Genomic DNA, 12,553 nt, shown 5'->3' on the forward strand with positions numbered 1-12,553 from the left:
GTTGTTTGGGGCGCGGTGGCTAGCCGGCTGATGCATTGACAATGCGGCCGATACGCTGCCAATTTGAACCTGCTAATATTTCAAGAGAGGAAGATTATGAAGAAAACCTATGAGAAGCCTGTTTTGACGAAGCGCGAGAAGCTTTCGCAGGTCGCCGCCACCGGGTCGCCGGTGCCGCAATAACAAGCCGGCAATTCGATTGGGACGGCCCCCGACGCCGTGAAATTCCTGGCCGTGGTGAGGCTTGGAAACGACAGTCACGGCGAGACGGCCGCCCCATCATTGTCCGGTCCTGGGCCTTGCCATAATCTCGCCCTGTTGCCGCCATAATCGATTAACATCGTGATAAGCAATTCCTGCGCACAAAGGGATTGGGGATCAAGGTGTTGCTGACATCGGCGGATGCTTGGCTCCGTCGGATGGCAGCACGGTAGGGGACAATCGAAAACATGCAGATTTCGGCGCGCCCGCGTCTTCGTCGCGCTTCTGCTTTCGCCCTGTGCGCCCTTTCGGGCCTCATTTTGGCTGCCTGCGCCTCCCAGCCCGAACCGAAGGGCATGGTCTACAAGAAGGCCCGCTCCAAGGAATATTTCGCCGAATCCGAATATGGGGTGAAGGCCAGCCCGCGCGTGCAGTTCATGCGGCGCGGCGGCGGTCGCGACCAGCTCGGCAAGCCCTACCAGGTGCGCGGCAAGTGGTATTATCCGAAGGAAGATAAGAAGGGCTTCGCCAAGGTCGGGCTGGCTTCCTGGTACGGCGACGCCTTCCATGGCCGCCTAACCGCCAATGGCGAAGTCTACGACATGACGCATCTGACGGCGGCGCATCCGACAATGCCGCTGCCGAGCTATGCCCGCGTCACCAATCTGGAAACCGGCAGTTCGGTGATCGTGCGCGTCAACGACCGCGGTCCCTACCATGAAGGCCGCATCATCGACGTCTCCGAACGCGCGGCGCAGATGCTCGACTATGACAAGGTCGGCACGGCCAAGGTCAAAGTCGAATATGTCGGCCGCGCGCCGCTCGACGGCGACGACGATCAGTATCTGGTGGCTTCCTACCACCCCGGCAACAACCGGCCGGATCCTTCGGATGGCCTGCCGACCGGTGTGATGGTGGCCATGAACGGCCCGTCGCCGAGTCTCTCGGTGGGAGCGCCGCCGGCCGCCGTGCCGTTCCCTGGACAATTGACCGATTCGGAGCAGGCCTTTGCCGCGCAGCCGGGCCTGTCGGAGCAGCTCACCGTGCAACCGGCAAGTTTCTCGACGCAGGGCGCCAGCGATGTCACACTGCCCGATTTCGGACCAATCGTGCCGGAACGGCCGGATGTCGGCCTTCCTGCGAACTCGCCCTTTGCCATGGCTTCGCTGTCCTACGCCGATGAGCGGGTGAAGCGCGCCGATGTCTTTGCCGCGCTTGACACCGGCGGCATGTCGCCGGCCGATATCCTGCAGTCGTGGAGGAAATCGAACCGCCAGGAACAGCCCGCGTCCGACTATGTCGCCGCCGGTTCCTTCGACGAAGCCGCGGAGGCAAATCGCGTGGCCGCGGCGCTCAAGCCATTCGGCCGGACCGAGATCCAGCGCACCGAGCTCGACGGCAATGATTGGTACGCGGTCAATGTCTATCCGGACGGCCATGGCAGCGTCGACGACCTGCTTCAGGCCGCCTGGTCGCATGGCGCGCCGGACGCGCTGGTTGTGCGTAACTGATCAAATTCGCGCGGCCCGTTGATCCGGCCGAAAAAACCCTGATAGCTTGGCCGCGGGGTAGTCTTTGCGCAATTCCGGGCGAAAGCCGTCGGTGTCTCCGGTATTGCTCAGATTGGGTCGACATTTCATGCAATTGCGCATTTTTCCGCCTTTCGCCAGCGTCCTGGGATTGGTGCTGGCGCTGCTTTGCGCCGCCCCGGCAAGCGCGCAGCTTTTTGAGACCAAGGCGACGCAGGCGTTCATGATCGATGCCGACACCGGCACCGTGCTCTTCGCCAAGGACCCCGACAAGCCGATCCCGCCGGCCTCGATGGCCAAGCTGATGACGATGGAAATGGTCTTCAACGCCATCAAGTCGAAGCGCATCACGCTCGACGACACGTTCGTCGTCAGCGAAAACGCCTGGCGCACCGGCGGCGCGCCGTCCGGCACCTCGACCATGTTCGCCAAGCTCAAATCCGAGGTCCGCGTCGAGGATTTGATCCAGGGCGTCACCGTGCAGGCGGCCAATGACGGCTGCATCGTGCTTGCCGAGGGCATGGCGGGCTCGGAAGCGAATTTCGCCGCGCAGATGACCGATCGCGCCCGTCAGCTCGGCCTCCAGAAATCGACCTTCGTCAATTCGACTGGACTGCCGGCGGATGGGCAGCAGACGACGGTGCGGGAGCTGACGATGCTGGCGCTGCATCTGTGGCGCGACTATCCGGAGTTCTTCCACTATTACGGTCAGCCGGACTTCACCTGGAACAAGATCGCGCAGAGGAACCGCAATCCGCTGATCGCCATGGGCATCGAGGCCGACGGCTTCGTGGCCGGCGCCAGCGAGCAGGCGGGCTTCGGGCTGGTCGGCACTGTCAGCCACAACGGCATACGCGTGATCGCCGCGGTGAGCGGACTGGCGAATGACCGCGAACGCTCCGAGGAGGCACGCAAGCTGCTCGACTGGGGCTCTCGGTCATTCCAGAAAACCGAGATTTTCGCCAAGGACGAGGTCGTCGGCGAAGCGCAGGTTTTCGGGGGCGCCAAGTCCGGCCTGGCCTTGAAAGCGAAAGGCCCGGTGAACATCTTTCTGCCGATCGCCAACCGCGACAAGCTGACCGCCAGGATCGTCTACCAGGGTCCGGTGTCGGCGCCGGTCGAGGAGGGGCAACCGGTCGGGGAACTGCGCGTTTGGATAGGCGACACGCTCAGCCAGCAGACGCCGCTGTATGCCGCCGAGTCGGTGAAAGTGGGCACGCTGCCGCAGCGTGCGCTCGACGCGGCCAAGGAACTCGCTGTCGGCTGGCTGCGTCAGAAACATTTGTGATCGGGCAAGTTCGTGGACCTTTTGTCGGACGGGAGCTATGACAGCGGCCAGCACGGGCAAAGGCAGTCTCGATTGGCGAGCGGATTTTTCATCACCTTCGAGGGCGGCGAAGGAGCAGGCAAGTCGACGCAGATCGAGCGGCTGGCGCGGCGCATGCGCGCCAAGAAATACGAAGTCCTGGTCAGCCGCGAACCGGGCGGATCGCCCGGCGCCGAGGCCGTAAGGCACGTGCTCCTGTCCGGGGCGGCCGAGCCGTTCGGCTCGAAGATGGAGGCGATCCTGTTCGCCGCCGCGCGGTCGGACCATGTCGAGCAGGTCATCCGCCCGGCGGTCGAGCGCGGCTCGATCGTGCTGTGCGACCGTTTTATCGATTCCTCGCGCGTCTACCAGGGCGTGACCGGCGGCATCGATGCCGATTTCATGAAGGCGCTGGAGGCAGTGGCCATCAACGGCATGATGCCGGACATGACGCTGATCTTCGACATCGATCCCGTCGAGGGCCTGAAGCGGGCCACGGCGCGGCGCGGGGCAGGGGATGCCGCCGACCGCTTCGAGAAGGAGACTTTGGCCATCCATCGGCAACGGCGCGAGGCTTTCCTGGCCATCGCCAAGGCGGAGCCGGAGCGCTGCATCGTCGTCGACGCTTCCGCCGATCCCGATACGGTGGAAAATGTCGTCACCGCAGCCGTCTTCGCCGCGCTGGAAGCGCGGATTCCGGCGCAAAGGATCGAGACGGCGCCGGCATGATTTTTGAACGCATCGCCCCAGAACAGCACGACACTCTGGACGGCGTGCCCGAGCCGGCGGAAACACCGCGGCTGATCGGCCACGCGACGGCGGCCGCGATGCTTGCTGGCGCCTACCGCACCGGCAAGCTGCCGCATGCGCTGATTTTCGCCGGGCCGCAAGGCATCGGCAAGGCGACGCTGGCGTTCCACATGGCGCATCACCTTCTGAGACATCCGGATTTCAGGACGGCGCCCGACACGCTTGCCGTTCCCGATCCGGCCTCCTCGCTGTTTCGCCAGATCGCCACCGGCGCGCATCCTTCGGTGCTGCATCTCACCCGTCCGGCCAACGACAAGACCAAGAGTTTCAAGACGGTGCTGACCGTCGACGAGATCCGAAAGGTCAGCCGCTTCCTGTCGATGACCTCGCATGACGGCAGCTACCGGGTCGTCATCGTCGATCCGGCCGACGATATGAACATCAATGCCGCCAATGCCTTGCTCAAGAATCTCGAAGAGCCGCCGGCGCGCACCCTGTTCATCCTGATCGTTCACGCGCCGGGCAGCCTGCTGCCGACGATCCGCTCGCGCTGCCAGATGGTGCGCCTGGCGCCATTGGCCGCCGACGAGCTGATGGCGGTGCTGGAAAATGTCGAGCCGCCGCCACCCGACGATCCGGCGGCGCGCGCAGCGCTCGCCGAGCGGGCAGGGGGCAGCGCCCGCAACGCCATACTGCTCACCCAATATGGCGGGCTGGAGATCGCCGGCGCGCTCGATACGCTGGTGGCGGCCCCGAAGCCCGACATTATCGGTGCCCACCGCCTAGCCGAGGCCGTGGCGGGTCGCGACCAGGCGATCCAGTTCGACATCTTCAACCGTCGCGCGCTCGACCTGCTATCGTCCGCCGCCAGCGAAGCGGCTCTGGTCGGCGATCTCGCCAGGGCCAGAAACCTGTCGGAAGCTTGGCACGAGGCGCTAAACACGATATCTGAGGCTGAGACCTACAATCTCGATAAGAAGCAGCACGCTCTGACCATGATCGACCGCCTGAATTCTGCGATGCGAATGTGACGGCCCGTTCGATGCATGCCGTTGGCCCAGTTTCGGGCGGCATGCGTTGGCCTCGGGATGGCAATCGACGTTCCGATGCGATATCCACCGCCACAACTCACATTCAGATATTCATGACGGTTCATTCATGTCACGCGACACATTCTACATCACGACCGCGATCTCCTATCCGAACGGCAAGCCGCATATCGGCCACGCCTATGAGCTGATCGCCACCGATGCGCTTGCCCGCTTCCAGCGGCTCGACGGCAAGGACGTCTTCTTCCTGACCGGCACCGACGAGCACGGCATCAAGATGCTGCAGACGGCGCGCAAGGAAGGCATCACGGCGCGCGAGTTGGCCGACCGCAACTCGGCCGAGTTCAGGCGCATGGCCACCGCGCTCAACGCTTCCAACGACGATTTCATCCGCACCACCGAGGAGCGGCACTACGCGTCCTCCCAGGCGATCTGGAAGGCGATGGCCGCCAATGGCGACATCTACAAGGGCGGCTATGCCGGCTGGTACTCGGTGCGCGACGAAGCCTATTACGGCGAGGAGGAGACCGAGGTCCGCGCCGACAATGTGCGCTATGGGCCGCAGGGAACGCCGGTGGAATGGGTCGAGGAGGAAAGCTACTTCTTCCGGCTGTCGGCCTACCAGGACAGGCTGATCGCACTTTACGAAAGCCAGCCCGATTTCATCGGTCCGGCCGAGCGCCGCAACGAGGTGATGAGCTTCGTCAAGTCGGGGCTGAAGGACCTGTCCGTCTCGCGCACGACCTTCGACTGGGGCGTGCCGGTGCCGGGTGACGAAAAGCACGTGATGTATGTCTGGGTGGACGCCTTGACCAACTACATCACCGGTGTCGGCTATCCTGATGAAAATGATGAGAAATGGCGCTTCTGGCCGGCAAACGCTCACATCATCGGCAAGGATATCGTGCGCTTCCATGCCGTCTACTGGCCGGCCTTCCTGATGTCGGCGGGAATCCCGCTGCCGAAGCGCGTCTTCGGCCATGGCTTCCTGTTCAACCGTGGTGAGAAGATGTCGAAGTCGGTCGGCAACGTCATCGACCCGTTCACGATGGTCGAGCATTACGGCGTCGACCAGGTGCGCTATTTCTTCCTGCGCGAGGTGCCGTTCGGGCAGGACGGCAATTACAGCCACGAAGCGATCGTCAACCGCACCAACGCGGATCTTGCCAACGGCCTCGGCAATCTGGCGCAGCGTTCGCTGTCGATGATCGCCAAGAACTGCGGCGCGGCGGTGCCGAAGCGCGGCGAACTCGCGGAGGCCGACACGGCGATCCTCGACCAGGCGATCGAAGCGCTGGCGGTTTCGCGCCGGGCGATGGCGGAGCAGGGCATCCATCTGGCTCTGGCCGCGATCTTCGGCGTGGTGGCGGAAGCCGACCGCTATTTCGCTTCACAGGAGCCGTGGGCGCTGAAGAAGACCAATCCGGAGCGCATGGAAACCGTGCTTTGGACGACAGCCGAGGTTGTGCGCCGGGTGACGGTGCTTTGCCAGCCCTTCATTCCTGGATCGGCCGCCAAGCTGCTCGACCTGTTGGCCGTGCCCGCGGACAAACGCGCCTTCGAGCACGTCCATGCCGACCATGCATTGGTGCCGGGCACGGCGCTGCCAACGCCCGAGGGTGTGTTCCCGCGTTATGTCGAGCAGAACGCCTGATGCTGGTCGACAGCCATTGCCATCTCGACTTTCCGGACTTCGCCGAGGAGCGGGCGGCTATTGTCGCCCGCGCCCTCGCCGCCGGAATCGGCCGCATGGTCACGATCTCGACGCGGGTGAAGCGCTTTCAGCAAATCCTTGAAATCGCTGAAACTTTCAACGAAGTCTATTGCTCGATCGGCACTCATCCGCACAATGCCGCGGAAGAGCTGGACGTCACCGCCGACGAGCTGGTGCGGCTTTCCGGCCATCCCAAGGTGGTAGCGATCGGCGAGGCCGGGCTCGATTACTACTACGACAAGGCGCCGCGCGATGCGCAGGCGCAAGGTTTTCGCACCCATATTGCGGCTTCGCGCCGGACGGGCCTGCCGCTGGTCATCCATTCGCGCGATGCCGACGACGACATGGCGTCGATCCTCGAGGACGAAACAGGGAAGGGCGCCTTCCCCTTCATCCTGCACTGTTTTTCGTCGGGACGCAGGCTGGCCGAAGTCGGCGTGGCTTTGGGTGGCTATGTCTCCTTCTCTGGCATCCTGACCTTCAAGAATTCCGCCGAGCTGCGCGCCGTCGCCGCCGATGTCCCGCGCGACCGGCTGCTGGTCGAGACCGACGCGCCCTACCTTGCGCCCATACCGTACCGTGGAAAACGCAACGAACCGGCCTATGTGGCCAATACGGCCAAGGTGCTTGCCGAGACCGTCGGCGTCAGCGAAGCCGAGATCGCCGACATCACCACCGGGAACTTCTTTCGGTTGTTCACCAAGATGCCGCGTCCCGACATGGCGGCAGGCTGAGGCATGGGCGACCGGCTGCGCTTTACCGTTCTTGGCTGCGGCTCATCGCCCGGCACGCCGCGCATCACCGGCGATTGGGGCAATTGCGATCCTAAGAATCCGAAGAACCGGCGCATGCGCACGGCCGCGCTGGTCGAGCGGATTGCCGACAATGGCGCGCGCACCACGGTCGTCATCGACACCGGGCCGGATTTCCGCGAGCAGATGCTGCTGGCCTCTGTCAAGCGCATCGACGCCGTCGTCTACACCCATCCGCATGCCGACCATATCCACGGTATCGACGATTTGCGCGGCTATGTGCTTGAGCAGCGGCACAGGATCGATGTCCACGCCGACGAGCCGACGATGGAACGGCTGCGCCAGGCCTTCGGCTATTGCTTCGAGACGCCGGCCGGGAGCTCGTATCCGCCGATCGTGAAGCCGCATCTTATTGACCATGCGAGGCCGGTGGTGATCGAAGGCGAGGGGGGCGCCCTCACCCTCGAGCCGCTGCCGCAGATCCATGGCGACATCATCTCGCTCGGCTTCCGTGTCGGCGGCCTTGCCTATTGCCCCGATATCAGCGGCTTCCCGGATGCCACCGTGAAGCGTTTGCGCGGCCTCGACATGCTGGTGATCGACGCGCTGCAGTACAACACGCATCCCAGCCATCTGTCGCTCGGCCAGGCGCTGGAGTGGATCGAGAAGCTGGCGCCCGGTAATGCCGTGCTGACGCATATGCATGTGCCGCTGGATTACGCCGTGGTAATGGCTGAGACGCCGGAACACGTGGTGCCGGCCTATGACGGCATGACGATCGAAATTCCTTATGAGTCAGGACGATAGCGGCAGTTGCTCAGCCGGCGCTGCCGTTCGTCGGTCGAACGTTCGTCCTCGATCTCGAAGACGCGAAGCGCTCCCGGAGCGATCAGTGGGCTCGTCGCCGGCAGCGAAAGCCGCAGCAATTCCTGGGTACGCACCCGACGCGAAAGTTCCATAATATATCTTATGCGACTAAGATTTGCGAAGAGTATGGCCGGCAAGAAGGTGGTCGTCTGCGGCTTATCCCGACGGTTGGCTTGTATACCAGACAAGGCGTGCTGGCGGTTGGCTACTGACGGTTTGCAGAGTTGCCCCGCTTTCACGCAATTGCCTTCGGAAGCGCGAACCGTTCCGAGCTCCCCAAACGGCTAGATAAGCCTCTTCAGTCGCTTCGTCGCGGTAGTAAGCCGAGCCTCCAAAGGCGGCTTCAAGCCCATGCTCGCCTTTCATTCCGCCACCGCCAAACACCTGGACAACGAGATCAATTGGCGCAGCGGTCACGACCGTCTCGCTCTTGGCGAATTGACGAGCACGGAAAACGTATATCGGGATGGGCTGGCTCACCATTGTAAGCTGCCATGGCAGGCTGAATCTCTGCAAGAGGCCGGCCCCTTATTCATGTCGTCGGCGTGTCGTTCACGCCGGGAACACCGCCCGGGAAGTCGCTGACACATTTCAGGCATTCGGCAAGTGCAGCCTTGTCCGAAGCGCGTAGTTTTTCGCCTGCCGCCAGAGGCGACAGACCGGCAAGGAGCGACCCACAAACCATCAGCACCAGAACGCTTTTCATCGCTATAGCCCACAGTGTTGCGCGAGAAGCGAATTGTCGCAAAACTCCGGGCCGAAGCAACTACCCTGCCCCAAGCTGCCATCGCGCTGGGGCGCAACAATGAAGGCATCCAGAAATGACCGTCTCGCCTGCCTTTCTCGGCTTTCCCGATCGCCTCGCCGACGGGCGCATGCCGCGAGCCGTTATCTTCGCCGCCGGCCATGGCACCACCTATGCCGGCCAGGACAGTCGCGGTTACGTCTCGGCCGCTGACGCCATCCGCGCTGCAAGCCAGGACGACGCTCCGCTGGTGGGGCACTGGGATTTCGACCTCGGCGGTCCTCTATTCGACGGCAAGCCGGCCTGCTGTGTCGATGCCGGCGATGTCTTGACCATCATGCATGACAATGCTGGCAACCGGGCCCGGATCGAGGCAAAGACGCGCGAAGTCCTATCCTTGCCGGCCGTGCCGATCCTGCTTGGCGGCGACGATTCCGTCGTCATTCCGTTCCTTGCCGGCTTTGCCGGCCACGGACCAATCTGGATCCTGCAGATCGACGCCCATATCGACTGGCGGGACGAGGTGCATAGCGAACGCTACGGCTATTCGAGCCCTATGCGCCGGGCCAGCGAGATGGGCCATATCGAAGGCCTGGTACAGGTCGGCCTGCGCAGCGTCGGCAGCGCGCGTTCCGCTGAAATCGAAGCGGCGCAGCGCTATGGCAGTCGCTTCGTCACCGCGCGCGAGGTTCATGCCCACGGCGTCGAAGCCGCTTTGCTGCACATCCCGGAAGGCGCGCATGTCGTCGTTACCCTCGACTGCGATGGCCTCGATCCGTCGATCATGCCGGGCGTGGCCGCGCGTACGCCCGGCGGCCTCTCCTACACCCAGGCGATCGACCTGATCGCCGGCCTCGGCAAGCGAGCGAGGATAGCAGGGTTCGACCTCGTCGAGCTCTATCCACCTGCCGACATCGACAAACTGTCGGCGCTGACCGCGGCGCGACTTCTCGTCAACGTGATAGGCGCCGTCACTCGGCAAGCCGGCTGATGGGCCCCTTGGACTGCCCTTACCCAAGCCCAGAACGAATTTGGCTCCTCGACCGCCTTCTGGTTGCAGAAAGCCGGAACCTGTTTCGCAGAAAATTGAGAAGACTTCTGCCCTGCGACTATCGGATTTCCAACGTTCCGGTCGCGCTATTTCTTCATGTTGCTTTGGCGTATTGTTGCATCAAAGGACACTGATCACCTTTTACCGATGCTGCAAGCATTGGATTATCCGGTCGCGCCCTTCTTTTACTTACTACTATCTAATCCGTTGATTTTCATAGAAGTGCGACTAAATCGTCACACTTTATTTTCGAATATTCGACTATGGTCACATCACCGATGGGATTTGGGTGGATCGGAGGAATCAGTGAAGAGACTTATCGCAATTGCCGCGCTGGCAGGACTCAGCGCGACCGCAGCCTCGGCCGCGGACATGACGGCCCCGGTTGCCGGATCGGCCTATGACTGGAGCGGCTTCTATGCCGGCGCGCATATCGGCGTCGCCAATAGCCACATCAAGGCTACGGATACACAGCAGCCGGATGGTGGATTTTTCACCGATATCATCACTCCGGGAGGGCCAGGCTCGGACTTCGGTTTCAGTGATACAAATATCGCGGGTGGCGCGCACATAGGCTACCAGTCCCAGTGGAACCAGATCGTCTTCGGCGGCGAGGCGACCTGGACCGCCACCGGCATCGACAAGACCATCACAAGCCCCTACTTCCCCGACAGCGACACCGAGACCGCTAAGCTGAAGCACTACGCAACGGTGGTTGGTCGGGTTGGCTATGTTTTCGATCGCTTCATGGTCTATGCCAAAGGCGGTTATGCTGGCGGAGAAGTCAGCTTCAACGCCCACGATTGCTGTTATGCGGACCGGGGCGTGAGCTATGACCAAAGCGGATGGCAGAACGGCTATGCTGTAGGCGCGGGTATCGACTACGCCCTTACCGACAAGTTGATCCTCGGGATCGACTACACGCATATCGATCTCGGATCCAAGACCGGCACGGGACCGAATGTCTATGATGACAACGGCGAACACGGCAACAATCCGGAGACTTTCAAGATCAAGGCCCGGGCCGATGCGGTCATGGCGCGGCTGAGCTACAAATTCGGCAACTGAGCCGATCGACAAACTTGTTTGGACTGGCCCGGCCTTCGCGCCGGGCTTTTCTTTTTAGAAAAACTCATCGAGAAACGCCACCGTCGCATCCGAGATGCCGACGATCTTGTTCGTCGCCTGGCGGTAGAATTTGAAGTTGAGCTCGGTCTCGGGCCGGCCATCCTTCCAATCCTTGAAGCGCTTGAGCTCGTCGCGGCCCAAAGGTCTTGTCGCCAAGGCGGTGCGATGGACGCAAACGCTGACCCGCGGCGTCTGCCGGTCGAGATCGGCGCGTCTCGGGATAGGCTCGGAGGATGTCACGACACCTCGCGCGACAAGCCCCTGCCCGCCTTCGTTCTCGCTGGCGAACAGGAAGACGACGTCGCCTTCGGCCACGTGCTTGCCGCCATACATGGTTTTCTGGGTGGCGAAGACGAATATCTCGGCCTGCGGGTCCTTGATCTCGGCCTTGATGGCATATGCCATGCCTCACGGGTCTCGGCTTAGGCCGATGCGGTAGCTCAGCACGCGCCGGGCGCCCGGCTCGATCAGCATGACGCCCGGCTTGTCGGCAAACTCGCCGTCGAAATCGACGGGGCTGGCGATGCCGTGCCACGGCTCGATGCACAGGAAGGGCGCGCCGCCGGGCTTGGACCAGATCCCCAGCTCGTTGAACCCCTGCCACGACATCTCGATCGACGGTCCGCGCCCGGCGGCATAGCGCACGCTTGTGCTGGCCGGCTTATCGAGAATGACGGCGTCGTCGACGAACAGGTTTTCGGTGAGCGGCAGCGTCTTTCCCTCGATGGGCGTTGGTTGCGGTTCCGGCAGCAGCAGGCCGTCCTTCAGGCGACGGACCGGCGCCGGCTCATTGTCCGCGAAGGTGAGCCGATAGGCTTCCTTGGGCAGTTCCGGCAGCAACGGCCAGTTGAACGCCGGATGCGCGCCAATCGAGGCTGGCAGCGGTTCGTCGCCGGTGTTGGTTATCTCGAAGGTCACGCCAAGCTGCCGTGGTTTCAGGTCGTAGCCGATGGTCAGACGAAAGGCGAAGGGGTAGTGCGTCCGCGTCTCGGCGTCATCCGTCAGGACCAATGTGCAGGAAGTCGGCCCCTGCTGCGCCCAATCAAAGCGCCGGTCGCGGGCGAAGCCATGTTGCGTCATCGGATAGGTTTGGCCGCGATGCCGCAGCCGATCGCCTTTCAACCGGCCGACGATCGGGAACAGGACCGGGGAATGACGACGCCAGGCCGGCCCTGCCTGCCACAGAAGCTCAGTGCCGTCGGCATCGCGCAGCGAGACCAGCTCGGCCCCCTGCCCGACGATGGTCGCCGAGATGCCGTCAGCGTGAAGCGTCAGCTGTTCCATTACGTCCTCGCGGCTGGCCGGTTTGGACGACAGGCTAGCAAAAGCCGGAGCGTGAACTCAAGGGCGGCCGCGCCTCACATCGTTGCTCCGGTTTGGCGGCAGGCCACAAGCAAAAAAGGGCCGGAGGTTTCCCTCCGGCCCTGCCGAGGGCAGCAGCGTTGCCTGCTACGGTTCGGA

The 12,553-nt window shown here is 62.9% G+C and carries 13 protein-coding genes; 9 read left to right on the plus strand and 4 right to left on the minus strand.

The window, feature by feature from the left end; translation table 11 throughout:
* The first annotated feature begins 449 nt into the window (after positions 1–449).
* From LB572_RS11565 to LB572_RS11595, 7 genes are all read left to right on the plus strand, one after another.
* Positions 450–1,712, plus strand: coding sequence for a septal ring lytic transglycosylase RlpA family protein (locus LB572_RS11565; protein WP_224667807.1), 1,263 nt, complete (start codon positions 450–452; stop codon positions 1,710–1,712).
* A 127-nt stretch (positions 1,713–1,839) separates the two neighbouring features.
* A complete protein-coding gene (locus LB572_RS11570; protein ID WP_224667808.1) occupies positions 1,840–3,018 on the plus strand; it encodes a D-alanyl-D-alanine carboxypeptidase family protein in 1,179 nt (392 codons plus the stop codon).
* A gap of 72 nt (positions 3,019–3,090) precedes the next feature.
* Positions 3,091–3,765, plus strand: a complete 675-nt coding sequence (gene tmk, locus LB572_RS11575) for a dTMP kinase (protein ID WP_224667809.1) — start codon at positions 3,091–3,093, stop codon at positions 3,763–3,765.
* Positions 3,762–4,817, plus strand: a complete 1,056-nt coding sequence (locus LB572_RS11580) for a DNA polymerase III subunit delta' (RefSeq protein ID WP_224667810.1) — start codon at positions 3,762–3,764, stop codon at positions 4,815–4,817. The genes tmk and LB572_RS11580 overlap by 4 nt, the downstream gene beginning before the upstream one ends.
* Before the next feature lie 127 nt (positions 4,818–4,944).
* Complete coding sequence (gene metG / locus LB572_RS11585; protein ID WP_224667811.1) at positions 4,945–6,489, plus strand: methionine--tRNA ligase; 1,545 nt, start codon at positions 4,945–4,947, stop codon at positions 6,487–6,489.
* The gene (locus LB572_RS11590; protein ID WP_140808159.1) at positions 6,489–7,283 is read left to right on the plus strand and encodes a TatD family hydrolase; all 795 of its coding nucleotides are present in this window, start codon (positions 6,489–6,491) and stop codon (positions 7,281–7,283) included. Before metG ends, LB572_RS11590 begins: the two co-directional genes overlap by 1 nt.
* Before the next feature lie 3 nt (positions 7,284–7,286).
* Positions 7,287–8,108, plus strand: coding sequence for an MBL fold metallo-hydrolase (locus LB572_RS11595; RefSeq protein ID WP_224667812.1), 822 nt, complete (start codon positions 7,287–7,289; stop codon positions 8,106–8,108).
* On the opposite strand, the gene LB572_RS11600 is transcribed toward LB572_RS11595, so the two are convergent.
* Positions 8,090–8,260 (minus strand): hypothetical protein, encoded by a 171-nt coding sequence (locus LB572_RS11600; protein ID WP_224667813.1) that lies wholly within the window; start codon positions 8,258–8,260, stop codon positions 8,090–8,092. The two genes, LB572_RS11595 and LB572_RS11600, sit on opposite strands and share 19 nt — an antisense overlap.
* A 440-nt stretch (positions 8,261–8,700) precedes the next feature.
* A complete protein-coding gene (locus LB572_RS11605) occupies positions 8,701–8,874 on the minus strand; it encodes a hypothetical protein (protein WP_224667814.1) in 174 nt (57 codons plus the stop codon).
* Positions 8,875–8,989: 115 nt separating this feature from the next.
* Between LB572_RS11605 and LB572_RS11610 the strand changes: the two genes are divergently transcribed.
* Together LB572_RS11610 and LB572_RS11615 are read left to right on the plus strand one after the other, a co-directional pair.
* Complete coding sequence (locus LB572_RS11610; protein ID WP_224667815.1) at positions 8,990–9,904, plus strand: agmatinase; 915 nt, start codon at positions 8,990–8,992, stop codon at positions 9,902–9,904.
* Between the two features lie 366 nt (positions 9,905–10,270).
* Positions 10,271–11,032 carry an outer membrane protein gene (locus tag LB572_RS11615; protein ID WP_224667816.1) on the plus strand — a complete coding sequence of 254 codons (762 nt, stop codon included), beginning with the start codon at positions 10,271–10,273 and terminating at the stop codon, positions 11,030–11,032.
* A 54-nt stretch (positions 11,033–11,086) separates the two neighbouring features.
* Here LB572_RS11615 and LB572_RS11620 read toward each other — a convergent pair whose 3' ends face one another.
* Together LB572_RS11620 and LB572_RS11625 are read right to left on the minus strand one after the other, a co-directional pair.
* A complete protein-coding gene (locus tag LB572_RS11620; RefSeq protein ID WP_224667817.1) occupies positions 11,087–11,497 on the minus strand; it encodes a hypothetical protein in 411 nt (136 codons plus the stop codon).
* A 3-nt stretch (positions 11,498–11,500) separates the two neighbouring features.
* A complete protein-coding gene (locus tag LB572_RS11625) occupies positions 11,501–12,376 on the minus strand; it encodes an aldose 1-epimerase family protein (protein WP_224667818.1) in 876 nt (291 codons plus the stop codon).
* Between the last annotated feature and the right edge of the window lie 177 nt (positions 12,377–12,553).

Origin of the sequence: Mesorhizobium sp. BH1-1-5, assembly GCF_020165615.1 — a bacterium.
GTDB lineage: Bacteria > Pseudomonadota > Alphaproteobacteria > Rhizobiales > Rhizobiaceae > Mesorhizobium.